Below are 25,355 nucleotides of genomic sequence, written 5' to 3' on the forward strand. Positions count from 1 at the left end.
CTAGCTGGCGTACGTCTCGAACTCACCGATCCGTGGCGTACCGCCGGAGCTGTTGATCTTGAAGTTGATCTTGCTCATCGCGGTGGCCGAGAAGGTGATCGAACCGGCCCCGCTGCCGGAGGCCAGGACGGCGCCGTTGTCGTTGTTGATCAGCTGCCAGGACCCGATGGAGCCCTGGGTGCCGGACGGCTCGCGGATCACCACTCGCGACACCTGGGTCGCCGAGCCCCACTTGATCGAGATCGTGCCGGTCGACCCGGCCGGCGACCAGTAGGTGCTCAGGTTGCCGTCGCGCACGTTGCCGTAGCTGGTCCCGCTGGCCTTGCTGGAGCCGTCGGCACCGGCACCGAGGCTGAGGTTGGTCCCGCCGGAGGGCGGCGGCGTGGTGGGCGGGGGCGTCGTGGGCGGTGGCGTGGTCGGCGGCGGGGTGGTGGGCGGCGGGGTCTGCGGCGAGCAACTGCCGTTGGACACCTTCAGGCCCGTGTTGGCGCCGACCGTCTGGCGGACGATGTCCGGCACGCAGCTCGCCCCGTCGAGGCTGTACGGGTACGGGATGCTGACAGTGGTGTTGGAGGTCGGATTGGGGCCGGCCGGGTAGTTCTCGCTGCCGGCGCTGGACCAGGTCACGTTGTCGAAGACATTGCCGCCGACCTGCCAGTAGCCGCGCTCGTTGGTGTAGAAGGTGCCCAGGACGTCCTTGGAGTCGCGGAAGTAGTTGTTCTCCACCTTGGCCCTGGCGCCCGCCCGGGAGTTGATACCGGACTCGTGCAGGCTCACGTAGTGGTTGTTGTAGATGTGGGCGACACCGCCGCGCAGCAGCGGCGTCCGGGAGTCGATGTTCTCGTAGAGGTTGTGGTGGTACGTGATGAAGCCGTTCGACAGGTCGCTCTCGCTGGACCCGACGAGGCCGCCGCGACCGGAGTTGCGCAGGATGCTGTAGGACAGCGTCACGTACTGGGTGTTGTCCTTCATGTCGAAGAGGCCGTCGTACCCCTCGGACTCCCCGCCCGACGCCTCCAGGGTGACGTGATCGACCCAGACGTTGCGGACCGTGCTCTCCATGCCGATGGCGTCCCCACCGTTCGACGTGGGCGAGCCCGACTTCTTGACGTTCCGCACTGTCACGTTCTGGATGATGATGTTGCTGGAGTCACGGATGTGGATGCCGAGCTGGTCGAAGACGGCGCCGCCGCCGACCCCGATGATGGTGACGTTGCTGATCTGCTTGAGCTCGATCACGCCCGCCGCGGTGTTGCAGCTCGACCCGGACACCTTGCTGGTGTTGCCGTGGTTGATCGTTCCGGTGACCTCGATGGTGATCGGGGTGCTGCTACTGGCCCGACCGCACAGCGCGGCGTGGATCGCCGTGCCCGTGGTGGCCCGCACCGTCTGCCCGCCCGCGCCGCCGGTGGTTCCGCCGTTCTGGGTGGCGTAGCCGGTGGCGCTGCCGACCGCCGCCGACGCCTGCGGGGTCGGCAGGGCCACCCCGACCGCGATCACCACGGCCGCCGCGGCCAGCACCGCCTGACGTCGCAGCACGACTGGTCGTCTCATGTCGCCTCACCTTCGCATTCGTCTCGTTCCAGGGCTTCGCCTCGACGGTCGTCGCGACCGCACCTGCCGACCGACGTCATTCAAGAATTGGCGACAGTCAATCGCGGGAATGTCATCGAAGTCTCTCGCGCCCTGGTGGAAGCGGGGATGTGCCGCGCGAGCGGGGTTTGCCCGGTGACACCGCTCGCGCGAGCGTTAAACGAAACATCGATGTAATGCAATCGTAGGAAAGCGGTTTCCCTGAAGGCAATAGCTGACGCTTGCAGGTTTGTTGCAGCGCTCGGCATTGACACCGCCGGGCCGACCATCGATGCTCTGCTAAATCAGTTTAGCGACCGGCCCGCTCCGACCCGTCCCACTCCCGGACCCGTGCGGGATCGCTGGCTGAGCGCACCACCCCCGAGAAAGGACCCGCATGAGACTGCGAAAAGGACTGATCCCCCTCGCCGCCACAGTCGTCCTGGCCGGCGCCTCCGGCACCGCGTACGGCAGCGCGAGCGACAGCCGGGGCACCGCGGACGGAATCCGCAGCATCACCCCGATCACCACCGTCTACACGTACGGCCAGAAGGTCTCGGCGGTGGCGATCGAGTACGGCGCCACGGTCAACCCCCGCACCCTCGACACCGCCACGTTCTCGGTGACCGACACCGTCTACAACTTCCGCTTCAACCCCATCGAGGACCTGCCGAAGCTCGCCGACCGGACCATCACCCACACCTACACCAACGGGTCACCGGGCACCCGCGCCGACCACCGATCGGCGCCGGGCAGGTACGTCATCGTCGAACTGGACCCCGCCGACACCGGCGGCTCGACTGTCATCGTCTCCAAGTGCCCGACCTTCCTCTGCACAGTGAAGGTCAATCCCGAGCTGCCGACCCGGGTCGTGCAACGCAAGGACGTGCATGGCCAGCCCGGTCGCGGGGCCGGCAAGGGACCGGTGCTAGCCCGGGCCACCCCACGCGAGTCCCGACCGGTCACCGCGAAACCGGTCAACCAACTGGTCGACGAGTTCACCTACGGCTCGTTCCTCAGTGGCGGAATGGTTCTGCCGTACCACTACCACCTGCCGAAGAACTACCAGCCCGGGCGTAAGTACCCACTGATGGTCGTCCTGCCCGGTCACGGGATGGGCTGGGACGGCGACAACCTCGGCGTCCAACTCGCCGCCGACATCCCGGCGACCGCATGGCTCCAACCGCGGTGGACCGGCACCTCCGAGGACGTCATCGTCCTGGCGCCCCAGCACCAGCGGGTCGGTGGGCCCGCCGAGGCGGACCTGCTGGTCAAGCTGCTCGACCAATTCGCCGGCCAGTTCGCGGTGGACACCCACCGGGTGTACGCGACCACCGTGTCGTACGGCTCCCAGCTGCTCTGGGAGGCGTTCGCCAAGCGCCCGGACCTGTTCGCCGGCGGGTTGGTGACCGGCGGTTTCCCGGTCAACGCCACCCAGGCGACCGCCATCGCGGCGGCCGAGGTGCCGGTGTGGATCACGCACGGCGAGCACGACCACCTGCTCAACGTCTCGGGCGCGCGCAACTCCACGGCCGCGCTGCGGCAGGCGTACGTCACTCGGGGTAAGACGCCCGAGCAGGCCGCCGACCTGGTGCGTTACACCGAGTACGCCGACGCCGCCTTCTCGTTGCCGGACTACCACGCGGCGTTCGGACCGACCTACGAGGACGCCAGCATCCTGCGCTGGCTGCTCCACCAGGCCAAGCCCTAAGGTCGCGGGCCGGGCGACGCCCCGCCGCGATCCGGTGGCGCGATCTGATCGCGTCGACGGGTTACCGGCGGGCGTCGCCCTCGGGCTCGGCACCAGCGGGCGCGCCCCCGACGAGCACGGACTCCTGGCCCTCCTGGCGGCCCTCCTGGCGCGCGCGGGCCAGCAGCCCGGCCAGCCGACGCCGCCGGTGCCGGGCCGCCGCCCGCAGACCCAGGAGCAGGCCCGCGAGCAGACCCAGCAGTGCGAGCTGCGCCCACGGTACGACCCAGGTGGTGACGGTGGCGGAGGCCGGTCGGAGGTCGACCCCGGCCGGGCCGTCGCCGACCGGCGTCGGCGACGTGGTGACTGTCGTGCGGAGGCGCCCCAGGGCCCAGACGCCGTCAGCCCGGGTCTCCACCGTCCGAGCGCCGCCGGGAAGCAACTCCTCGACGGCGCTGGTGGCGTCGTGGCTGGTTCGGCCGAGGAGGTCGGACATCGCCACCCGACTCGTTCCGCTGACCCAGACGTTGCCGTCGTTCTCGACGGTGTAGCGGACCCGCACCGTGCCGCCGGCGAAGGGATTCCACGACGGGGAGTACGTCGCGCCGAGGCCCCGTACGGCCAGGGCCGCCCGCGCGGAACCGTTGACCCGCAGCATGACCCGGAACCCGACGCGGCTCTCGACGTTGACAGTGCCTCCGGTGCTGGTGACGGTCGCGGCGATACCGGCCGGGTGGTCGCCAGGTGTGGCGCCCTTCGGCACGGTGATCCTGAACGGCACCACCCGCGTCTCGTTGGGGCCGACGGTGACCTTCTCCTGCACGTCGATCCAGGTGCCACCGTCGACCGAGGGCCGGTCGGACGACAGCATGTTGAAGCGGCCCTTGTCGGTGAGGTAGCCGTCGGCGGCCTTCAGGGAGAAGGCCACAGCGGTGCGGCTGAAGTTCCGTACCGCCAGGTGCTCGGTGACGGCCTGCCCCGGGTCGAGGCTGGCATTGATCCACCGGCGTTGGTCCGGGCCACTCGCGGTGGCCGGCTGGACCGTCCAGGTCAGGGCCTTCGGGTCCGGCTCCGCCGCCGCCGCGGTCGGCGCGGCCGCAACCGTGAGGGACGCGACGGCGAGGACGACGAGCGCCCGGCGCAGCGGGGTGACGGTCATGGGGCGGCCCTTCGGCACGGGGCTGGGCGGGGGTCCGATCCGGGCCCCCGCCCAGGCCACTACTCGAACAGTGAGAGCGTGAGCGTGGAGCTGTACTCGCCGGCGGCGACCTCCGCGGGGGTCCGCAGATACAGGTCGGCGTTCACCGAGTACGAGTCGCTGACGACGGCCTTGGAGTCGAAGGCCGAGACCAACAGCTCCTGGTCGACGAGGCCGACATTGTTACCCGGCTGGGTCGCCTCGTCCAGGCTGGTCACCACCTCCTCGCCCTCGCTGACCAGGCCGGTCTCCCCGCCGTCGAGCAGGCGCGGCTTCCAGCCGAGGTGGTCGGCGGTGATCGGCCCCTGGCCGGCGGTGCCCGCGAAGTCGGTCGCGCTGCCGAGCACCGCCCAGCCGGCGCCGTCGGGCACCTCGTCGGCGACGCGGGTGTCGGTGACCGTCACCGTCGGCAGCGTACCGACGAACTGGCGAACCAGCAGGGTCGAGCCGTCCTCGGACAGCGCGACCGCGTCGCCGGCGATCGACAGGGCGAGCACGCCCGGTTCCCTGATCTCGTCGATGTCGACGGTGACCCGCACGCTGGCGTCGTCACCGGGCTCGGCCAGTGCGGGCGACGGCAGCACCGCCGCCCCGGTCAGCACCGCGCCGACGGCGCAGGCCGCGAGCGTCTGCCGCCGTTTGTATGTGTTCATGTGATCTCCGTTCTCCGCCATGAGGGGTTAGCCGCCGCAGGTGCCGGCGGGGTGTTGCACGGTGCGGACGGTCGTCACGTCCTGTCCGCCGATCGCCCCGGTCACCCGGACCGTCGCCGAACCCGCCGCCACCGACACGGCACGGGTGTTGAACGACTGGTAGGCGTTCCCGCCCGGCGCGACGGCCGCGAACGACCGCTCGCCGTACGGCGTCTCCAGCGTGATGCCCACCGGCGCGTCATGGTCGTTGCGCGCCTGCACCGCCACGTACACCTTGCCGCCCACGCACCGCGTCGACGCCGTGACCGTGACGGGCACCTCGAGGGCGGCCGCCTGGAAGGCCCAGTTGTCGATCTCGACGAGGTCGACGCCGGCCGGGCCGGTGTAGGTGAAGTAGACGTCGTGCACGCCGCTGACGCCCTCGAGCTCGGCGGTCACCTCGGCCCACTGTCCGACAGGCGTGTCCACCGCGACCGTGCCGACGACGGGACCGTTGACGTCGTCCAGCCGGACCTGGATCTGCCCGCCGGCGGCGAGCGCGCGCACCCGCGCCGTCAGGCTCTGTGCGCCGTTGTCCCCGAAGTTCACCGAGGACAGCGCCGTCCAGTCGCCGTTGTCGATGTCACGGACCACCAGGTTCGGCGCCGCGCCACCGAACTGTGCGGAGCTGCCGTCGACAGTCGCGGTCGCGACGCCCTTGCTCCAGCCGAAGGTCTCGGCCTCGAAGACCCGGTACGGGTCGAAGTCGCGGACCTGGTCCACGCCGGCGTAGGTGCCGACGACCTGCTGGATCGTGCCGTCCGGGTTGAAGGTCAGTTCCTGGATGTGCGGGCTGCGGTACCCCTGGGTGGTGTTGCCGTTGATGCGCTTGTTGAGCGTCGGGGCGTGGTAGGTGAAGTAGTACTTGCCCCCGAACTCGAACACCGACTGGTGGTTGTTACCACCGGTGCCGGACCCGAAGAACTGCGACTGGTTCGGGAAGAGCACACCGGCGTAGGTCTCCTTCGGCCACGACATCGGGCCATCGGAGATCATGTAGCCGATCTGGCCACCCCCGGGGTAACCCGGGAGCGGCTGCTGGTTGCCACCGAAGTCGTTCCCACCGAAGTGCGAGGAGTACGAGAGGTAGTACTTGCCCTGGCGCTTGAAGACGTGACCGGCCTCGAAGGCGACCGGGGCGTCGACCACAGCCGCGGTTCCCTCGGTCGAGACCATGTCGTCGCCGAGTTCGATCGAGCGGATGTTCTTCGGGTTGTTGAAGCGCTCGGCCGGCGGCATGCTCGTCGACGCGGGGCCACCACCGAAGTAGAGGTACGGCTGGCCGTCGTCGTCGACGAACGGGGCCGGATCGAACTTCCACGCGACGGCCTCGGCACCGGGGGTACGACCGTCGATCAGCGTGCTCGTGCGCTCGCTGGTCCACGGGCCGAGCGGCGACGCACCCGTGATCACGTTGCTGGAGCCACCGCCGTTGGCGTAGTAGAGAAAGAACTTCTCCACCCCGTTCACCACCTTCTTGGTGATGCCCGGAGCCCACGAGTTGGCGGTGAACGGGGCCACCCCGTTCGGGCCGGCGACCTGGATCTCACCGTGGTCCGTCCAGTTCACGAGGTCCTCCGAGGAGATCACCGTGATCTGGTTGATGTCGCCGTAGTTGATCCCCGGCGAGACGCCGGTGGTCGGGTTCGGGGCGTAGCCCTGGGTGTCGTTGGTCATGTACATGTACACCCGGCCGTCGTGCACGAGGCCGAAGCCGTCGGCCCCGAACTTGTGCCCGATCAACGGGTTGTGCTCCCCCGGCAGCTTGCCGACGACCTCGATGGTCTTCGAGGCTGGCGCGGGCGGCGCGGCGCCGATCACCGACACGTCGTCGAGCTTGAAGTCCATCAGGTGCAGAGCCGGGTCCGTGGACGGGGTGCTCGTCCAGGGGGTCTCGAAGAACAGACGCGCCGTCGACACGCTCTGCGTCGTCGGAATCGTGAACGTCCCGTTGAACTGCGCCCACTGGCCCTTCGTCGCCGTCACGCTGACCAGGTTGGTGTAGGTGCCACCGCCGTAGTGCATGGTGGCGAAGAACTGCTTCGTGGCCGGTCCGCTCTCGTTCTCGTACTTGATGCGGGCCGTGAGGGTGTATGCCTGGCCGGCCTGCACCTTGCCGCTGAGGTCCTGCATCGGGCCGGATCCGGTGGTCGTCCGGCTGGTGACCAGCGCGGCGTTCGCGCCGGCGTAGGCGTCCGACGTGGCCGACAACTGGGCGCCGTCGGTGGCGTTTCCGTTGTTGACGAACCAGTTGGCCAGGCCGTCCTCGAATCCGCCGTTGACGACGAGGTTCGTGTCGGCGGCCTGGACCGGCGCCGCCGGGGCGACGAACCCCGTGGCCAGCATCAGGCCGACTGTCGCGAGCGCTGCGACCCGTCCTCGGGTCGCCCGTCGCATTCGTTGTTCCACGAGACATCCTCCTTCATCTCTGACGTGCGGTCATCGGTGTACGGGGGATCGGTGGGTGTGCTTCCGTGGGTGGGCCGGACATCAGGGGTCGACCGCCGCCACCGGTCCGACAGTGGCCGGCGGCGCGGGGACGGTTCCGCTGTGCCGCGCCGCCCGGCCGGGTCGCCGGTGGTGCTGGTCGGTGAGCCGGGGGCTCGTGGTGGGGTTATCCGCCGCAGGCGTTGGCGGGGTGCGGCGCGGAGTGGACGGTGGTCACGTCCCGGGCGGCGACAGTGCCGCTGACCCGGACCGTCGCCGAGCCGGCCGCCACCGACGCCGCACGCGTGTTGAACGACTGGTAGACATTCGCTCCCGGCGCGACGGCCGCGAACGACCGGTTTCCGTACGGGGTCTGCACGGTGATCTCGACCGGCTCGGCCGAGTCGTTGCGTGCCTGCACCGCCACGTACGCCTTGCCGCTCAGACAGCGCACCTGGGCGGTGGCCGTCACGGGCAGCGCCGCCAGCACTCCGAGTCGGGCCAGTTGGTAGCTGAGCGCCCGCTCCGGCGCGTCGATCTGGTTCTGGGTGCCGAACTGGCCGGCCCGTGCCGACGTCGCCGCCGCCAGCGCCGCCTGCGTCGCGGCCCAGGCGTCGGCCGGGTAGTGGCGCGCGTCGAGAGACTGCGCGTGGGCGATGGCCGCGTCGAGGGCTGTGGTGTCCAGCGGCCGGGCCTGCGCCGTCAGCACGTCGCTGAGCAGGTAGTCGTCGAAGTCGACGTGGCCGCCGGTCTCCTGGGTCGCGTAGTTGAACAGGCCCACCCGGTGACCCATGAAGTGCGCGAGGCTGCCGTCGAGCGCCTGCGGGCCGACGCGGTTGCCGAGCCGGGTCCACTGGACCCCGTCCAGGCTGTAGTAGAACGTCGTCCACAGTTGACCCACCGGCGACGAGAAGTCGAGGTCCGCCTTCACGTGCACCTCGGTCGCGGCGTCCAGCGACACAGTGGTGCCCGACACGAAGTTCTCCAGCGTCGACTGGTCGAGGTCGACAGCGAACGGCTGCGACCGGTTCACGACGCCGAGGGTGTTCACGCCGCCGACGCGCTTCACCGCCACGTACGAGAATCCGCGGTTGTAGGCCGCCAGGCCCGCCACGTCGCCGTTCTTCATCCCGGAGATGTCCATCCGGGTCTGCACCGACTGCCGTGGCCCGAACGTCCGCTGCGAGAGCGTGTTGCGTGCCTCCTCGAACCACGCCAACTCGGCCCGGTTGGACAGCTTCGTGTAGACGTACTGGCCGGTGACCACAGTGCCGGCCGTCAACCGCAACCAGCCGTCGCGGTCGGTGAGTGACCAGTACCTGTTGTCCGGGGCGTGGTTCCACTCCCACGCCAGGTCCAGCCGCGATCCGTTCGGAGCGATCTCCGCCGGGTCGAGCGGCGCGGGAACCGTCCACTGCTCGTCCTGGTACGCCCTGTGCGGCGCGTCGTTGGCGAAGTCGTCCGAGGCGACGATGCTCTTTTGCCGCTCGAACGCCTCCTCGGCCGGGCTGAGCCGGATCGGCTTGTCGAACAGGCCGTTGACCGGCACGACCCCGTTGGTGCCGAAGGTCGGCCACCCGTCCTGCCAGGTGGCGGGGATGAGCGCCGGGATCCGACCGATCGGGAACGTGTCCCGGAAGAACATGCCGTGCCAGTCGGTCCCGCCGCCCGCGCGGCTGATCGGCACCAGGCTGCCCTGCGCGAAGCCGTTGGAGTTGAGCACTCCGCGCGCCTCGTAGGTGTTGACCCCACCGGCCGAGGTGTAGCGCCCGAGCAGGTCCTTCGACCGGAACATCACGACCTGGCGGCCCTGCCCGGACGGCCAGGTGATGATGACGGCGTAGTACCAGCCGTCGATGTGGTAGACCTGCGCGCCCTCGAAGAGCCCGCCGATGAACGGCTGCCCGGCGTAGTTGTTCGCCGTGAAGATGTTCGGGTAGTCCTGCGCGATGGCCGTCAGGTCGGCGTTGAGGCGGACGGCGCTGGTGCCGCCGGAGCCGTAGAAGATGTACGGCGTGCCGTCGACGTCGAAGAAGAGCGACGGGTCGTGCAGGCCACGGCCGAGGGCGGTGCGCTGCCACGGACCGTTCTCGATGTCGTCGGTGCGGTAGAGGTACGCCCCACTGAGGTTGTTGGTGTTGAAGACGGCGTAGAACGTGCCGTCGTGGTAGCGCAGCGACGACGCCCACTGGCCCTGGCCGTACGAGTTCTGGCCGTTGCGCAGGGAGAACGAGTCGCCGATGCTCGCCCGGTCGAAGACGTAGTTGACGATCTCCCAGTTGACGAGGTCGTACGACTTCATGATCGGCGCGCCCGGGCTCAGGTGCATCGTCGTGCTGATCATGTAGTAGATGTCGCGGCCCTCGTCGTTCTCGGCGGCCGGCACCCGCTCGACGCTGATGTCCGGCACGTCGGCGTTGAGCAGCGGCACCGAGTAGGTGCCGGCGCCGGTGTCGGTCGAGGTGTACGACGACCGGGGCGACCATCCGTCGTCGCCGTGCGCGGCGGCGGGTGTGGCAACCAGGCTCGCACCGACGAGAACGGCGGCCGATGCGAACGCACACAGTGGACGGAGGCGACGCGGAAACATTGTGGACGCCAAGCCCACCAGCGTGTGCGAGGCGCGGCGGGCGACAACGTTCAGCCTGTTCACAGCGAATCTGCGGGCGGAGTTCAGGACACGCGAGCGGACCGACACGACCAAGGCGAGCTCCAAACGCGAGAGCGGCGTGAAGGCCATCGTGTTATCGCTAACAACCCCTGTCAAGACAATCAATGAAACGCGCCCGAAGTATCCCCGTAACACCATCACTCACCACAGTGGACAGTCCCACCGCAGCTCCAACCCCGGCGATCATGAAGTTATTGCCCTGACACGCCGTCATTGACGGCAATAACTTCATGATCACCGAGAGCGCACCGGGCCCCAGGGGCCTTTAGGCGTTCAGGCAGGCGCGGAGGGCGGCGGTCAGTTGGTTGGCGCGTTCGTCGCCCATCCCGCGCATCTGGTTGACCACGTAGCCGAATCCCACCTGATGCTCGGCGTCGGCGAAGGCCAGGTTCCCGCCCGCGCCGTCGTGGCCGAAGCTGCGCTCGCCCACCAGGGGCCGGGCCGGTGGCGAGTGCAGCAGGAAGCCGGTACCCCAGCGCTGCCCGGTGTCCGGCGGGCCGTGCCGCTGCTGACCATGCGAGCGGACGACTACCGCGTCGTCCACCGACGCGGCCGTGAGCAGCGGTCCACCCTGGAGGTCCGACACACAGGCGGCGTAGAGGCGCGCGAGGCCGTCGGCGGTGCTCACCGCGCCCGCGCCGGGGACACCGGCGGCCCGGATGGCGTCGTCGTTGAAGCTCACCAGGCCGTCGGCGTCGGCGGGAAAGGCGAAGGCGCCTCCCATGGTGATGCCCCGTTCCGCGACCGGGTCCTCGAACGGGTCGGGATCCGGGGGCGGCGCCAGGCCCCAGGCGACGGTGTCGCTCTCGGCGGCCGGAAGCCCCAGCCAGGTGCGCAGGTCGAGCGGGTCCGCGACGGTGTCGGCGAAGAACGCGCCGGGCAGCTGGCCGGTAACGCGACGGATCACCTCTCCGACCAGCCAGCCGTAGGTCATCGAGTGGTAGCCGTGCGCGGTGCCCGGCTCCCACAGCGGGGCCTGCGCCTCGATCGCCTTGATGACCGGATCCCACGCCAGGACCTCGTCGAGGGTCAGGGGTCGGTCCACCGCGGGCAGACCGGCCTGGTGCGTGAGCAGCCAGCGCACGGGGATGTCCGCCTTGCCGTGCTGACCGAACTCCGGCCAGTAGCGCGTCACCGGAGCATCGAGGTCGAGCCGGCCCTGCTGGACCAGCAGATAAGCGCAGATCGCCAGGATGCCCTTGGTGCAGGAGAAGACGACGACAGGCGTGTGCGCGTCCCAGGGCCGCCCGGTACGGGTGTCGGCCACCCCGCCGTACAGGTCGACGACCCTGCGGCCCCGCACGTAGACGGTGACCGCGGCGCCGACCTCTCCCCGGGAGGTGAAGTTGTCGCGGAAGACGTCGGCGACGCGCCCGTAGCGATCGTCGACGTCGCCGTGGATCTGCGGCTGTGTGACCACTGCCTACCCCTTCACTGACCCTTGGATCAGGGCCTTGATGAACTGTCGCTGGAAGATCAGGAACACGATGAGGGTCGGGGTGAGGATCAGCAACGACCCGGCGCACAGCAGCACCAGGTCGGTGCCCCACTGGCCCTGGAACGCGCCGAGCGCCCCGGCCATCGTGCGTTTGGAGGCGTCGTCGACGAGGACGATGGCGAGGAGGAACTGGTTCCACGTCCAGAGGAACATCAGGATCGTCAGCGAGGCGATCGCCGGCCGGGCGAGCGGCACCTGGACCCGCCAGAACAACTGCCACGTGCTGCTGCCGTCCACCCGGGCCGCCTCGGACAACTCGACCGGCACGTTTGTGAAGTGCGCGCGCATCCAGAACACCGCGAACGGCATGTACAGGCCGATCAGCGGCAGGATGATCGCCCAGCGCGTGTTGAGCAGACCGAGGTCCTGCATCTGGTAGTAGAGCGGCGTGACCACTGCCTCGAAGGGCAGGGTCAGACCCAGCAGGAAGAGGCCGAAGACGAGTCGGGCGCCGGGCACCCGTAGCTGACCGAGCCCGAAGCCGGCCATGGTCGCGATGAGCACCGACACCGGTACCACACCGGCCACGATGAGCAGGCTGGAGCGGAGCAGGGCACCCATGTTCGCGGCGGTGAAGGCGTCCGCGAAGTTCCCCCACTGCGGGTCGGACGGCCACTCCAGCCCGCTCGGCACGGTGCCACGGGGCTGCAACGCCGCCGACAGCATGCTCACGAACGGCAGCAGCGTGACGACGATCAGGGCGATCAGGAAGGCGCGCCCGATCACCTGTTCGCGGCGGCTCAGGTTCACGGCTTCTCCCCTCGGCTGAGACGCTGGATCGGCAGCACACACGCCAGCACCAGCAGCATGAGTACGACTGCGAGCGCCGAGGCGAGCCCGACCTGCCGCTGCGAGAAGGCCAGCCGGTAGATCTCCAGGCCCGGCACCGTGGTCTGTAGGCCGGGGCCGCCGCTGGTGGAGATGTAGACGATGTCGAAGCTGGCCAGAGCCGCGATGATCGTCACGGTGAGGCAGACGCCGATCTCCTGGCGCAGGCTGGGCAGGGTCACGGCGAGGAACTCGCGGACCGGGCCGGCGCCGTCCAGGCGGGCGGCCTCGTACAGCGCCGGATCGATCTTGCTCATGCCGGTGACCAGCAGAATCGTGCAGAGGCCAAGCAGGACCCAGGCCCCGATGACGCCGACGGCAGGCAGCGCCGTGTCGAAGTCGCCGAGCCAGGCGCGGGCGACGCCACCCAGCCCGACCGCGCGCAGCACCTGGTTGATCAGACCGTTCGACGAGAGCAGCCAGCTCCACGCGATGCCCGCCGCCACCAGGGGGATGACCTGCGGCAGGAACAGGATGGTCCGGACGACGGTGCCGAACGTGCCGGTGGTGATCCGGCGAACCATGCTCGCCACCAACAGCCCGAGCGCGACCGGGATGAAGCTGAAGAAGACGATCAGGACGATCGCGTTACCGATGATCTTCAGCAGGTCGCTGTCGGTGAAGACGGTGAGGTAGTTGTCCAGGCCCACCCAGCGGGCCACCCCGATCCCGTTCCAGTCGTAGAGGGAGTACTGGAGGGTCAGGACGAGCGGGCGCAGGACGAACACCGCGTACATCACCAGGGCGGGCAGGACGTACAACCAGCCGGTCCCGGCCGCGCGGGCCCACCGAAACCGGTGGGCCCGCGTCGGGGTGGGACGGACGCGACGATCGTCTCGCCCGGTTGGTGCGCTGCCGAGGGCAGACGTCATCGGGACAGTTCCTTCTGATACTCGGCCTGGACCGCCTTCACGTACCCCTCGGGCGTCTGCTGACCAGCGATCAGCTTCTGCATCTCCGGCGTGATCGCGGCGGCGAAGATGCCGCCGGTCGCGTTCGCGGTGAAGTCCACCGCGCCGTTCTCCGCACCGAGCTGCTGTGACGCCTTCAGGGTCTCGGCCAGCACGGTGTTCGGGGCGGCGCTCGGCACCGGCAGGTCACTCGGGCCGCCGGGGCTGGAGCCGCCGACCGTCACCGAGATCTCGCGGGCCTTGGCATTGGTGTGGACCCAGTTCAGGAAGTACGCGGCGGCGTCCGGGTTCTTGGCCTTGGCGGAGACGCCGAAGGTGTTGGGGGCGGACATCGCCACGTGCTTGCCACCGGGAGACTCGGTGGGGAAGAGGAAGAAGCCCACGTTGCCGGGCATCGACTTGTCGAGGTTGGCCGACTCCCAGTCACCGTTGAACATGAACAGGCCGTTGCCCTTCTGGAACTCCCCCACCATGCCCGCGTAGTCCAGGGCGTTGGCGTCCTTCGTGAAGTAGCCGGCCTGCGCCCACTTCTGAATGGTCTGGGTGGCCTTCAGAGCGGCCGGGGTGTCGAACGTGGCCCCCGGCTTCTGGAAGATCCAGTCGGCGACCTGGGTCGGGTCGCCGAACTGGTTCTGCAGCGCCTGGTGGGGGAAGTTGATGCCCGCGGTGTTCTTGTTGAACTGCATGATCGGCTGGACCCCGCCGGTCTTCGCCTTGGCCAGCAACTCCTCGAACTCGGCGACGGTGGCCGGCGGCTGGGTCATGCCGATCTGACCGGCCAGCTTCTTGTTGTAGAAGACGCCCGTGACGCTGTAGCCGAGCCCCATCCCGTACAGCGAGCCGGTGCCCCGGGTGTTCTCGCCGACGCGCAACTGCATGAGCTGCGAGGCGGGGAACTTGTCCCACCCGTACGCGGTGAAGTACGGGTCGAGGTTCTTGAGCAGGTCGTCCTTGACCAGGTCGACCATGGTGGGGAGCCGGATGATGTCGGGCGAGTTGTCCGAGGCCATCACCCGGGGCGCGTTCTCCACGATCACCGTGAACTGGTCCTCGCGGATGTTGAACTTGACGTTCGAGTGCTGCTTGGAGAACTCGTCGGCCAGCGCCTTGGCCAGCGGGAAGCCGGTCTCCGCGTACATCTCCAGTGTGATCGGGTCGGTGCCCAGCTCCGTCTTGACGGCGGCATCGGACTTCTGGGTCGACGACCGGTCCTCCCCCGGGGCGCTACAGGCCGTCGCGGTCATCCCTAGCGCCAGCAGCGACGCGAGGAGCACAGTTCTCCGTCGCGGCAACTTTGTCAGCAATTCTGCCATTTCATGACTCCTTGACATCTCCACGCGTACGCCGTGACCAGTCGCCCGAGCGCAGCACCCCGTACGGTCAGCGAAAAGAACCATCGAAGGCACCTCTGGATGTACCAGAAGTGGTCGCTAAACTGATTTAGCAGAGCATGCGCGTGGCACGGGAAGCTGTCAAGGACAACTTGGCAACGGTGCGGAAACGTCGGGTTCACACCACGCCGACGTGACCGGCGCTGGATCCCGGACGGTGACGCATCATGATGGGCGGGAGCGGCGCCTGTGGCGCCGCGCCTGATTCGGAGGACTGATGGGCCGCAACAGAGCAACACTCGCCGACGTCGCGCGGAAGGCCGGGCTGTCCAAGACCGCCGCGTCGATGGTGCTCAACGGCAGGGAGGGCACCCGACTCTCGGCCGAGGCGCACCAGCGGGTGTTCGCCGCAGCCGAGGAGCTCGGCTACCGGCCCAACCTCGCGGCGCGCAGCCTCCGCACCCGCAAGACGGCCACCATTGCTTTCGTCTCCGACATCGTGGCCACCACCCGGTTCGCCGGTGACCTCATCCGCGGTGCCCTCGACGCGGCCCGCGAACGGGACCACGTCCTGCTCATCACCGAGACGCAGGGCGATGCCACCTTCGAGCAGTACGCGATCGAGGCCGTCCTGGACCGGCAGGTCGACGGGGTGATCTACGCGGCGATGGCGACCCGACGGCTGACGGTGCCGGCGGCCATCCTCGGCGGCCCGGTGGTGCTGCTCAACGCCACGAGCCCCGACGGCCTGCCCAGCGTGGTCCCCGACGACGAGGGGGCTGGCCGCGCCGTCGCCACCGCCCTGCTGGAGCTTGGCCACCGCGACGCGATCGCGCTCATCGGCCGCAACCGACTCAAGGAGGACGACCCGGAGGTCTCGCTCGCCGCCCGCGCCCGCCTGCACGGCATCCGCCAGACGCTGGACGAGGCGGACGTCAACCTCCTGGCCGAGTGTTTCTGCACGGAGTGGTTGCCCGAGCACGGGTACGCCGCCATGCGCGGCCTGCTGAGCAAGCCGAAGCGACCCAGCGCGATCATCTGCATGAACGACCGACTGGCCTTCGGCGCCTACCAGGCGCTCGGCGAGGCGGGGCTGACCGTCCCGGAGGACATCTCGGTCATCTCGTTCGACGACGACCCGATCGCCGCCTGGTTGCGGCCCAGCCTCGCCACCACGGCGCTGCCGCACGAGCAGATGGGGCGGCGCGCTGTCGAACTGCTCCTGGACGGGGGAGCCGCCGAGCCCTCGCTGGTTCCGATGCCCCTGCGCCGACGCCGGTCCCTCGCGCCCCCGGCCGACTGACCGCCGCCCTCCGGCCCGTACCGTCGGATTGGCCTTCGCCGACGCTAAAACGGTTTAGTGCTAGGTTTCCGACCATGCTTCGTCTACCCGACCACTGGGTGTGGGACAGCTGGTACGCGCGCGACGACAACGGCCTCTGGCACGTGTTCTTCCTGCGCGCGTCCCGCGCCCTGCACGACCCGCACCGCCGCCACCGCCGCGCCACCATCGGCCACGCCGTCTCGACGGACCTGCGCTCGTGGCGCCTGGTCGCCGACGCCGTGGTCCCCGCCGACGCGCCCAGCTGGGACGACCTGGCGACCTGGACAGGCTGCACGGTCCGCGGGCCGGACGGACGGTGGTACCTGTTCTACACCGGGGTCGGTCACGCCGAGGACGGGCTCGTCCAACGCATCGGACTGGCCGTCTCCGACGACCTGATGACGTGGCACCGGCACGGCACCGAACCGATCGTCCAGGCCGACCCCACCTGGTACGAGCTGCTGGACAAGGACCTGTGGTACGAGCAGGCGTGGCGTGACCCCTGGGTGTTCCCCGACCCCGACGGCGGGGGTTGGCACATGCTCATCACCGCCCGCGCCAACACCGGGCCGGCGAACACCCGAGGCGTCGTCGGCCACGCCACCTCCACCGACCTCGTCACCTGGACCGTCGCGCCACCGCTGTCGACCCCGGCCGGCTTCGGTCACCTGGAGGTGCCCCAGGTCGCCGTCCTCGGCGGGCAGCCGCTGCTGCTGTTCTCCACCGACGCCACCGGCAGCGCTCGGCGCGACGACCACCGGATCTGGGTGGCGACCGGCGAGACCACCCTCGGACCGTGGGACATCGCGTCCGCCCAGCCCTTCGCGCACCCGCACCTGTACGCGCCCCGACTGGTTCCCGGACCCGCCGACGACTGGTCCCTCATCGGTTTCCTCGACCACGTCGACGGAACATTCGTCGGGGAACTCACCGACCCCATCCCGGTCCGCTACGGCCCCTCGACCGGGTTGACAGTCGTCCAGGAGCCGTAACCGGACAGGTCCGGGCCGAGGCGTCTCGCCCCGACCCGGACCTGTCGAGGTCCAGCTACCGGATCAGCTGCGCACCTGCCACTGCTGGTTGGTGCCGCCGCTGCAGGCCCAGAGGATCAACTTCGTGCCGTTCGCCGTCGCGGCACCGTTCGCGTCCAGGCAGAGACCCGACTGCACGCCGGTGATCGTGCCGTTGGAGTTGATGTTCCACTGCTGGTTCGTGCCACCGTTGCAGTCCCAGATCACCACCTTCGTGCCGTTGACGGTGCCCTGGCCGGAGGCGTCCAGGCACTTGGTGCCGTAGACCATGAGCTGCCGGCTCGCGGTGTGGGTCCACCGCTGGTTGGCGACGTTACTGATGCAGTCCCAGATCTGGGCCTGAGTGCCGTTGGTCGTGCTGGAGTTTCCGATCTCGGCGCAACGACCCGACTGAGCGCCCACGAGCTGCACGTTCGTCGGGTTGGTGCTGCCACCGCTCTGCACGCCGGCCGTGTTGATCACCGTTTGCGCGCCCGACGGCCAGTTGCCGTTGCTGACCGTGACGTTGCCGTTGACCACGTTGCCGCGGTCGCCGTTTGTCACGTTCGTGCTGTTGTTCGTCGACCAGTTGTTGGTGACGGTGTAGTTGCCCATGTTCTCCGCGTACCAGTAGTTGGCGGTGGCCCAGGTGCCGGTGGAGGAGAACACGTTGTTGCGGGCGGTGTAGTAGCGCGAGCCCTCGTCGAAGTAGAGCCCGAACCAGCCGTTGGTGCGCAGGCAGTAGTTCTCGGCGATCAACCCGCCCGGGTTCGCCGACAGCGAGTAGATGCACCCGCCGTCGGTCATCTGCTGCATGACGTCGTGCACGTAGTTGCCGATGACCTGGTTGTTGGCCGCGGTGGTCGCCGTGGAGTACCGCGGCTGGTAGTTGTACAGGCCCCGGTTCGCGTAGTGCTGGCTGCCGCCGGCGTCGTTGGCGCCCCAGCCGTAGCCGACCGACAGGCCGGTGTACGGCATGTTGTAGACCTCGTTGTGCGAGACCAGCGAGGTGTTCACGTAGGTCGTGAGGATCGAGACGACGCCCCGGTACTCCAGACCGAGATCATGCACCTTGTTGTTGCTGATGGTGACGTTGCGGTTGACCATCCGCTGGTCACTGGGGTGGTGGGCGTCGGCCCGCACGCCGCCGACCACGACGCCACCTGCGGAGTTGCGGGCGATCTCGGAGCGGGTGACGGTGATGTTGTTGGCCCCCAGGCCGACGCCGCTGGCGTGGGCGTTGGCGTCGTTGCCGATGCCGATCGCGGTCTGCCCGAGGTTGACGAACTGGGAGTCGCTGAAGCTGATGGTGTTCGCGGCGGAGACCTGCACGGCGGCGGGCATCTGGTTCCAGTTCGGCCGGGTGGCCTCGAACTGGGGGCAGCCGGCCTGGCAGGAGGTCAGCGCGTCGGACGGACGGGACCAGGTGCCGGTGATGTGGGCGCCGGTCTGCTGGTCGGCGAAACCGTTGCTGCTGCTCGGGCCGAGCCAGCTGGTGCCGGTGAAGGTGATCCCGCTGAACGAGATGTGGTGCGCGGGCGCGTCGTAGGTGCCGCCGACGTTCACCAGGGACTGCAACTGCGGCAGCTCCACGCTGACCGAGCTCATGTTCTGTCCGCTGAGCGGGATGTAGTTGAGCTGGCCGTTGCTGGGATTGAGGTACCACTCCCCCGCCGAGTCCAGGAACTCGTACGCGTTGGCCAGGTAGAACGGGCCGGCGCGGTGCGGGCTGGAGAGGGTGTCGAACCCGAAGGTGTTGTTGTTCCACGCGGGCTGCTGCATCGTCAGGAAGTTTCCGCTGATGCTCTGCACCGGCGAGTACCGGTCGGTGAACGAGCCGACGCTCTCCACCTCGACCCGGTTCTGGTTGCCGAGGTTGTTGAGGTAGTTGAGCGCGCCGTTGGTGAACCGCATGCCGGACGTGGTGAAGGTGAAGTCGGAGCGGTTGACGGCGGTGCGTGCCCGGGTGGCGACGGCCCCGTTGACGTAGAGCTGACGGGAGTCGAGCCCGGCGCCGACGTTGGCGCGCCAGATGTTCTTCCCGGAGTCGACGAGAGACCAGCCGGTGACCGCCCGGGCGCCGGTGATGGTCGGACGTGCGCCGGAGGCCGCCCGCCAGATCACCTGATAGCCGTTGTTGCCCGAGTCGGCCGCGGTGAACCGCAGCGGCGACGAGAGCCGGTACGCGCCGTTGGCCAACTCCACCACGATGTCACCGGACATCGAGCTGTTGATCGCCCGCACCGCGGTCTGCGCGGCACTCAGCGAACACGGTTGGCTGGCCGAACACGTCGTGCCGGTGCCGGAGGGGGAGGCGTAGAGGGTGGTGGTGGCCGCGAGGGCCGGGGACGCCGAGGCGGTTACCGCGACCATTGCGGTCACCGCTGTCGCGGCGGCGCCGGCCAGCAGTCGGCGCAGCGACGAAAGGGACGAGGACACGGGACGGTGCTCCTGACGTGAGTTCGGGTTGGGGGTGGCGGAACGGCCTCGACCAGCACGGGGGTTGCGGGTCGCGGCGGTCATCCGAGGATCTCCCGGAGGTAGCGCAGGCCGTCCGTGGCGAGACGGTCCTGCGAGGGGGCCAACGGACGCCAGATCGCCGCGGCGACCGCGATGGCCTCGTTTTCCCCGGTGAACGACTCGATGCAGATCGCGCCCTGGTAGCCGGTGTCCCGCAGGACGGCGAAGAAGCGGGGCCAGTCGAAGTGGTCAGCACCGGGTGCGCCCCGGTTGGAGCCGCTGACCTGGACGTGCTTGATGTGCGGGCCAGCGACGGCGAGGGCCGCGTAGGGGTCGGCCTCCTCGATGTTCATGTGGTACGTATCGATCATGATGCCGACGTTCGGCGGAAGCCCGTCGATCAACTCGACCGTCTGCTCGATCGTGTTGACGACGCTCGTCTCGTAGCGATTCAACGCCTCGACACCGATGCTCACGCCCAGCTCGCCGGCTTCCTCGGCAACAGGCGCCAGGGCCCGCCGGAAATCCGCGTAGCAGGCCGCGCGAGCCGCCGGTGACATCCGCCAGGTGCGGCCGACCGAGGCGTACGCGGGACCGCCGACGCACGGAGCGCCGACGGCCGCCGCGCTCGCCACGCAGCCCTTGAGGTACGCCACCGTCGACTCGACCACCGCGGGCGCGGCGTCGACCAGCTCCCGCCCCGGCGAGGTGACCACGCAGACACCGGCGGCGACGAGGCCGTGCGCCGCCAACAGGTCCCGGGTACGGATCGGGTCCCAGTCGCCGGGCTGCTCGATCGGCAACTCGACAGCGTCGAAGCCGAACGCGGCGATCCGCGGGATCAGCTCGGCCAGGGCCTTGTCGTCGACCGGCGAGGCCCAGACCCAGGGGTTGACGCCGATGGCGTACATCAGGGCCTACTTCCAGCGCTGCGGGTAGCCGGGCAGGTCGGTGCAACCGCACATCGCGTAGTGCAGCGGCGGCATGCCCGCGTCGAGGTACTGGTCCAGGTTGTCCTGGGTGACGGTCGGCTGCGGCAGCTTCCACGGGCTGGACACCTGCTGGCCGTCGAGGATCTGCAGCGCCGCGATGATCGGCGTACGCCACTGGTAGGTCGGGTAGGTCGGCGCGATGGCGGTGAGCTTCTTGTCCTTCCAGATCTTCAGGAAGTCGAGCTGGTCCTCACCGTTCATCGGCGGAACGGGCTTGCCCGCGTCCTGGAACGCCTCGACCGCCGCGACTGCCACCGCGCCGGCGTCCATCCAGACTCCGTCGATCGTGCCGTACCGCTGGATGTAGTCGTCGACGATCTTCTTGGTCTTGGCCGGATCACCGTCGGTGAACTCGACACCGACGACGTCGACCTTCGCCTTGTCGAACGCCACCTTCGCCGCCGACCAGCGGGTCTCCAGGACGTCGACGCCGGGCAGGATCCGCAGGGCGAGGACCTTGCCGCCGGGCTTCATCTTCTGGCTGACGAACTCGGCGCCGACGTGGCCGAACCCGTAACCGCCGATGGGGTTGATGAACGTCACCGGGCACTTCGTGTTGACACCACGGTCGAAGACGACGACCGGCAGCCCGGCCTTGCAGGCCGCCTCGACGGCCGGGGTGAGCGTGGCGGTGGTGTTCGGCGAGACGATGAGGGCGTCGCAGCCCTTGCCGAGCAGATCGTTGATGTCCGCGATCTGCTTCTGGTCCTTGCCCTCGGCGTCGACGTGCACGAACTCCTTGATGCGGCTCTTCTGCGCCTCGACCTCGGCCTGCATGGTCTTGAACCCGACCTGACGCCACGGGTTGTTCAGGGCCGCGTTCGAGAAGCAGATCTTGTGTGGACCGCTCTTCTTGAACTTGGCGGTGTCGACCATCGTCGGGTTGAGCACCTGCTCCCACGGCTTGTCGGCCGGGCCCGTCGGTGCCGCGTCGAGCAGCGCGAGCTCGGCGTCGTAGTCGGCCTGTACGAAGAACTTCGACTGGTCCCCGGTGCCGGACCCAGCGGCGGAGGATGCACTCCCCGACGGGCCTGCGGCCGGTTCGTCGGTGGAACAGGCGGCTAGGGACAGCAGGGTGACAGCGGCAAGCGCCGCCATGGAACGTCGCACTATGGTTTCCCCTTTATCTCGACGAAGAACGCGTTGCCGAGACCGCCACGGCGAGCAGGATGATCGCGCCCTGGACGGTCGACCTGAGGGCGCCGGAGACGCCGTAGAAATTCATGAGGGCGAACAGCAGTTCGAGGGTCAGCGCGCCGAGCATCGCTCCGACGACCGCGCCGCGACCCCCGCCGAGCGCCACACCACCGAGGACGACCGCGGTGATCGCACCGAACTCCAGGCCCGCTCCGGCCTGGAACGACACGCCGCTGTAGCCGCCCAACAGGATCGCCGCCACCGCCGCCGCGAGCCCGCTGAGGATGAAGGCGAAAGTCCGGGTACGCCATACGCGTACCCCACTCAGCTCGGCGGTGCGCGGGTTGTCGCCGACGGCGACGAGCGTCCGACCGAAGTCGGACCGCATCAGCAGCACCGCCGCCACCGCGACGACCACCAGGACCACAAGCGCGAACGGCACGCGGCCCAGCACCGGAACGTCCTCGAAGGCGCGGCGGCCGAACCGCCGGAACTCCTCGGAGAGCCCACCCTTCGGGGCGCCGTCGGACCACAGGTAGACCGCGCCCACCAGGATCAGGAACATGCCGAGGGTGGTGATGAACGACGGCACCCGCAGCCGCGTCGTGATCAGGCCGTTGACCAGCCCGACCAGTGCTCCGAAGGCGAGCAGGAGCAGCACCACCGGCCAGGTACGCGCCGGGTCGCTGTCGATCAGCCGGGCGGCGACCACCACCTGCGCGGTGACCAGCGACCCGACCGAGAGATCGAACTCACCGGAGACGATCACGAAGTACTGACCGGCGGCGAGCAGGATGATCGGCGCCGAACGACCGAGGAAGGACATCAGCGACGGCGGGGCCAGGAAGTCGGGCTGCCGAATGCCGACGAGGACCAACAGCACCGCGAGAATCGCGAGGATCGGCAGGACACCACCGGGACGCACCCGCGGCAGACGCAGCGACAGGGAACGGGGCTGGACGGTCTGCATGGCTAGGCCGCCTTTCGCATGGCCCGGCGGGCGTAGACGGCGACCGCGGCGATGATGATGACGCCCCGGATCACCTGCTTGAAGAAGGCGTCGACCTCGAGCTGGTTGAAGATGGCGTCGATGCTGGCGAGCAGCAGCACCCCGCCGACCGTGCCGACGACGCCGCCGCGCCCACCGGCGAGGGCGGTCCCGCCGATCACCACCGCGGCGATCGACTCCAGGTCGTAGAGGCCCTCGGTGCCGACGCGCGGGGCACCCGAGCCGAGCCGACTGGCGAGATAGATGCCGGCGAGCCCCGCGCACATCGAACACAGGACGTGGGCGGTGACGAGGACCCGGTCGTTGCGGACACCGGAGAGCCGGGCCACCTCCGGATCCCCGCCGACGGCGACCAGATGGTGGCCGAAGCGGGTCCGCGAGAGCGCGAACCAGGCCGCCGCGGTCACGGCGATCAGCAGCAGGAACGACACTGGCACCGGCCCCACGCGCTGGTAGCCGAGCGCCTGCACCAGCGAGGGTGCGGTGGTGCCGGCCGGGCCGTCGTAGCCGTTGTCGAGGTAACCCTTGAGCAGCAGCCCGACGCCGAGGGTCGCGATGAACGCGTTGACCCGGAACCTGGTGACGAGGAGCCCGTTGAGCAGCCCGACGCCGGCGCTGACGACGAGCACCAGACCGATCGCCGGCAGCACCGCACCGTCGCTGCCGTTCATCGTCTCGGCCGCGACCAGAGTGCTGAGGCTGATCACGTACGCCACCGAGAGGTCGAGCGAGCCCCCCAGGATCACCAGGGTCTGGCCGACCGCGACCAACCCGAGACCGGCGGCGACGTGCAGCAGACTCACCGTCGTGGACTGGTTGAAGAGCTGACCGCCGTCGAGCAGGACGACCAGCCAGCCGATCGTCAGGGTGAGGGTCAGTGCCACGAACACGCCCGGTACGGAACGCCGGGCCGGCAGCAGCGACAAAGCGCTCACTGGGCCACCTCGGTTCGCGACTGCGGGGCTCGCAACCCCGGCTCACTCCTCGCGCTCACTGGGCCACCTCGGTTCGCGACTGCGGGGCTCGCAACCCCGGCTCACTCCTCGCGCTCACTGGGCCGTCTCCCGCACGGTGCCGACCGCCAACGCGACGACCTCCTCCTCGGTCGCGCCGGCGGGCAGTTCGCCCGCGACGTGGCCGTCCCGCATGACGACGATGCGGTCACTCATCCCCAGCAGCTCCGGTAGATCGGACGAGATCATCAGCACGGCCGCGCCATCGCGGGCGAGGCGGCGGACGAGGTCGTGAATGGCTGACTTCGCGCCCACGTCGATGCCCCGGGTCGGCTCGTCGAAGAGCAGGATCCGTGGGTTGAGCGCGAGCCATCGGGCCAGCACGACCTTCTGCTGGTTGCCCCCGGACAGAAAGCGGATCTCCTGGTCGTCGCCGGCGCCGCGGATCTCCACGGCGGCCAGCAACTGGCGTACGCGGACGGTCCTTGCCGCCCGGCCGGACCGAGCGGCGAAGACGGCCCGGCTGGCGAGCAGCGCGTTGTCGAGCACCGACTGGCGGGGGACGATCCCCTCGCCCTTGCGGTCCTCGGTGACGTAGGCGATGCCGGCCCGCATCGCGGTGCGGGGTGAGCGCAGTCGGACCGGCCGGTCGTCGAGCGTGACGTCGCCGGTCGTGAACGGTGACACCCCGAAGATCGCACGGGCCAGCGCGGACCGCCCGGAGCCCTGTAGGCCGCCGATGCCGAGCACCTCGCCGGCGCGCAGCTGGAGGTTGACGTCCCGCAGCTTCCGGTTTCCCGCGTCGCGAAGGTTGAGCCGCACCGGGCCCCGGTCCTCCGGGGCGGCCCGGTCCGGGTAGTAGCTGGACAGTTCCCGACCGACCATGTGCCGCACCAACTGGTCGCCGGTGGTGTCCGCGGTGTCCACTGTGGTTACCCGACGACCGTCCTTGAGAACTGTGATCCGACCGGACAGGTCGAAGACCTCGGCGAGCCGGTGCGAGACGTACAGCAGTCCGATGCCCCGCTCCTGGAGGCGGCGCACCAGCCCGTAGAGCAGCTCGACCTCGTGGTCGGCCAGCGCGGCGGTCGGCTCGTCCATGATGAGCAGCCGCGCGTCCAGGGCCAGCGCCTTGGCGATCTCGACGACCTGCTGCTGCGCGACGCCCAACTGCCCCACCCGGGCGTCGGCCGGCAACGTGGTCTCACCGATCGAGGCGAGCAGTCGGGTGGTCCGGTCGAGCATTCCCCGACGGTCGACGAGCCCGCGACGGACCGGTTCGTGCCCCAGGAACACGTTCTCCGCGACGGTGCGCTCCGGGAGCAGGTTGAACTCCTGGTGGATGATGCCGATGCCGGCCCGCTGCGCGTCCCGTGGGCCACGGAACGTACGCGACGCACCGGCGAACTCGACAGTGCCTCCGTCCGGGGCGTACCCGCCCGAGACGATCTTCATGAGGGTCGACTTCCCGGCACCGTTCTCACCGACCACGGCGTGCACCTCGCCGGGCGCGACATCGAGGTCGACACCGTCGAGAACGCGGACTCCGAGGAAGGACTTGCCGATGCCCCGAAGGCTGAGAAGCGGCGTCGGCGGTGGATCTGACATCCCGAAAGCCCTCACAGATAGTAGTTATCGACTGGATCCAGCAC

At 69.2% G+C, this 25,355-nt stretch carries 18 protein-coding genes; 3 read left to right on the forward strand and 15 right to left on the reverse strand.

Features of this window, described 5'->3' with window-relative positions; translation table 11 throughout:
- The gene (locus tag IW248_RS15780; RefSeq protein ID WP_196927623.1) at window positions 1-1,554 is read right to left on the reverse strand and encodes a pectate lyase family protein; all 1,554 of its coding nucleotides are present in this window, start codon (window positions 1,552-1,554) and stop codon (window positions 1-3) included.
- Between the two features lie 415 nt (window positions 1,555-1,969).
- On the opposite strand from IW248_RS15780, the gene IW248_RS15785 reads away from it, so the two are divergent.
- Entirely contained in the window at window positions 1,970-3,283 is a 1,314-nt protein-coding gene (locus tag IW248_RS15785; protein WP_196927624.1) for a hypothetical protein, read from the forward strand.
- 61 nt (window positions 3,284-3,344) lie between these two features.
- Here IW248_RS15785 and IW248_RS15790 read toward each other — a convergent pair whose 3' ends face one another.
- From IW248_RS15790 to IW248_RS15825, 8 genes are all read right to left on the reverse strand, one after another.
- Window positions 3,345-4,421, reverse strand: a complete 1,077-nt coding sequence (locus tag IW248_RS15790) for a hypothetical protein (protein WP_196927625.1) — start codon at window positions 4,419-4,421, stop codon at window positions 3,345-3,347.
- A 59-nt stretch (window positions 4,422-4,480) separates the two neighbouring features.
- The gene (locus IW248_RS15795; protein ID WP_196927626.1) at window positions 4,481-5,113 is read right to left on the reverse strand and encodes a hypothetical protein; all 633 of its coding nucleotides are present in this window, start codon (window positions 5,111-5,113) and stop codon (window positions 4,481-4,483) included.
- A gap of 27 nt (window positions 5,114-5,140) precedes the next feature.
- Complete coding sequence (locus IW248_RS15800; protein ID WP_196927627.1) at window positions 5,141-7,561, reverse strand: family 43 glycosylhydrolase; 2,421 nt, start codon at window positions 7,559-7,561, stop codon at window positions 5,141-5,143.
- A 205-nt stretch (window positions 7,562-7,766) separates the two neighbouring features.
- Complete coding sequence (locus IW248_RS15805; protein ID WP_231396321.1) at window positions 7,767-10,181, reverse strand: glycoside hydrolase family 43 protein; 2,415 nt, start codon at window positions 10,179-10,181, stop codon at window positions 7,767-7,769.
- Between the two features lie 334 nt (window positions 10,182-10,515).
- Entirely contained in the window at window positions 10,516-11,670 is a 1,155-nt protein-coding gene (locus IW248_RS15810; RefSeq protein ID WP_196927628.1) for a serine hydrolase domain-containing protein, read from the reverse strand.
- A 3-nt stretch (window positions 11,671-11,673) separates the two neighbouring features.
- Complete coding sequence (locus tag IW248_RS15815) at window positions 11,674-12,498, reverse strand: carbohydrate ABC transporter permease (protein WP_124820224.1); 825 nt, start codon at window positions 12,496-12,498, stop codon at window positions 11,674-11,676.
- Window positions 12,495-13,448 carry a carbohydrate ABC transporter permease gene (locus tag IW248_RS15820; protein ID WP_196927629.1) on the reverse strand — a complete coding sequence of 318 codons (954 nt, stop codon included), beginning with the start codon at window positions 13,446-13,448 and terminating at the stop codon, window positions 12,495-12,497. The genes IW248_RS15815 and IW248_RS15820 overlap by 4 nt, the downstream gene beginning before the upstream one ends.
- Window positions 13,445-14,800, reverse strand: a complete 1,356-nt coding sequence (locus tag IW248_RS15825; protein ID WP_196927630.1) for an ABC transporter substrate-binding protein — start codon at window positions 14,798-14,800, stop codon at window positions 13,445-13,447. The genes IW248_RS15820 and IW248_RS15825 overlap by 4 nt, the downstream gene beginning before the upstream one ends.
- 295 nt (window positions 14,801-15,095) lie before the next feature.
- Between IW248_RS15825 and IW248_RS15830 the strand changes: the two genes are divergently transcribed.
- On the forward strand, window positions 15,096-16,121 hold the full coding sequence (locus IW248_RS15830; RefSeq protein ID WP_196927631.1) for a LacI family DNA-binding transcriptional regulator: 1,026 nt from the start codon (window positions 15,096-15,098) through the stop codon (window positions 16,119-16,121).
- Entirely contained in the window at window positions 16,118-17,134 is a 1,017-nt protein-coding gene (locus tag IW248_RS15835) for a glycoside hydrolase family 68 protein (RefSeq protein ID WP_269155201.1), read from the forward strand. Before IW248_RS15830 ends, IW248_RS15835 begins: the two co-directional genes overlap by 4 nt.
- Window positions 17,135-17,197: 63 nt before the next feature.
- On the opposite strand, the gene IW248_RS15840 is transcribed toward IW248_RS15835, so the two are convergent.
- The 6 genes from IW248_RS15840 to IW248_RS15865 all read right to left on the reverse strand — a co-directional run bounded on the left by IW248_RS15840 (window position 17,198) and on the right by IW248_RS15865 (window position 25,311).
- Window positions 17,198-19,591 carry an RICIN domain-containing protein gene (locus IW248_RS15840; protein WP_196927633.1) on the reverse strand — a complete coding sequence of 798 codons (2,394 nt, stop codon included), beginning with the start codon at window positions 19,589-19,591 and terminating at the stop codon, window positions 17,198-17,200.
- Window positions 19,592-19,671: 80 nt separating this feature from the next.
- Window positions 19,672-20,523, reverse strand: coding sequence for a sugar phosphate isomerase/epimerase family protein (locus IW248_RS15845; protein WP_196927634.1), 852 nt, complete (start codon window positions 20,521-20,523; stop codon window positions 19,672-19,674).
- A 6-nt stretch (window positions 20,524-20,529) separates the two neighbouring features.
- Window positions 20,530-21,714, reverse strand: coding sequence for a substrate-binding domain-containing protein (locus IW248_RS15850; protein ID WP_307787984.1), 1,185 nt, complete (start codon window positions 21,712-21,714; stop codon window positions 20,530-20,532).
- A gap of 13 nt (window positions 21,715-21,727) precedes the next feature.
- Window positions 21,728-22,711 carry an ABC transporter permease gene (locus IW248_RS15855; protein WP_124820218.1) on the reverse strand — a complete coding sequence of 328 codons (984 nt, stop codon included), beginning with the start codon at window positions 22,709-22,711 and terminating at the stop codon, window positions 21,728-21,730.
- Window positions 22,712-22,713: 2 nt separating this feature from the next.
- The gene (locus tag IW248_RS15860) at window positions 22,714-23,685 is read right to left on the reverse strand and encodes an ABC transporter permease (RefSeq protein WP_124820217.1); all 972 of its coding nucleotides are present in this window, start codon (window positions 23,683-23,685) and stop codon (window positions 22,714-22,716) included.
- Window positions 23,686-23,799: 114 nt separating this feature from the next.
- The gene (locus tag IW248_RS15865; RefSeq protein WP_196927635.1) at window positions 23,800-25,311 is read right to left on the reverse strand and encodes a sugar ABC transporter ATP-binding protein; all 1,512 of its coding nucleotides are present in this window, start codon (window positions 25,309-25,311) and stop codon (window positions 23,800-23,802) included.
- Between the last annotated feature and the right edge of the window lie 44 nt (window positions 25,312-25,355).

The sequence above is a fragment of the Micromonospora ureilytica genome, assembly GCF_015751765.1.
Taxonomy (GTDB): domain Bacteria; phylum Actinomycetota; class Actinomycetes; order Mycobacteriales; family Micromonosporaceae; genus Micromonospora; species Micromonospora ureilytica.

Bases quoted from the DNA above. Each gene is read 5' to 3' on its own strand.
- IW248_RS15825 (WP_196927630.1), bottom strand. From the start codon at position 14,800: ATGGCAGAATTGCTGACAAAGTTGCCGCGACGGAGAACTGTGCTCCTC.
- IW248_RS15865 (WP_196927635.1), bottom strand. From the start codon at position 25,311: ATGTCAGATCCACCGCCGACGCCGCTTCTCAGCCTTCGGGGCATCGGC.
- IW248_RS15830 (WP_196927631.1), top strand. From the start codon at position 15,096: ATGGGCCGCAACAGAGCAACACTCGCCGACGTCGCGCGGAAGGCCGGG.
- IW248_RS15855 (WP_124820218.1), bottom strand. From the start codon at position 22,711: ATGCAGACCGTCCAGCCCCGTTCCCTGTCGCTGCGTCTGCCGCGGGTG.
- IW248_RS15845 (WP_196927634.1), bottom strand. From the start codon at position 20,523: ATGTACGCCATCGGCGTCAACCCCTGGGTCTGGGCCTCGCCGGTCGAC.
- IW248_RS15795 (WP_196927626.1), bottom strand. From the start codon at position 5,113: ATGAACACATACAAACGGCGGCAGACGCTCGCGGCCTGCGCCGTCGGC.
- IW248_RS15820 (WP_196927629.1), bottom strand. From the start codon at position 13,448: ATGACGTCTGCCCTCGGCAGCGCACCAACCGGGCGAGACGATCGTCGC.
- IW248_RS15780 (WP_196927623.1), bottom strand. From the start codon at position 1,554: ATGAGACGACCAGTCGTGCTGCGACGTCAGGCGGTGCTGGCCGCGGCG.
- IW248_RS15790 (WP_196927625.1), bottom strand. From the start codon at position 4,421: ATGACCGTCACCCCGCTGCGCCGGGCGCTCGTCGTCCTCGCCGTCGCG.
- IW248_RS15785 (WP_196927624.1), top strand. From the start codon at position 1,970: ATGAGACTGCGAAAAGGACTGATCCCCCTCGCCGCCACAGTCGTCCTG.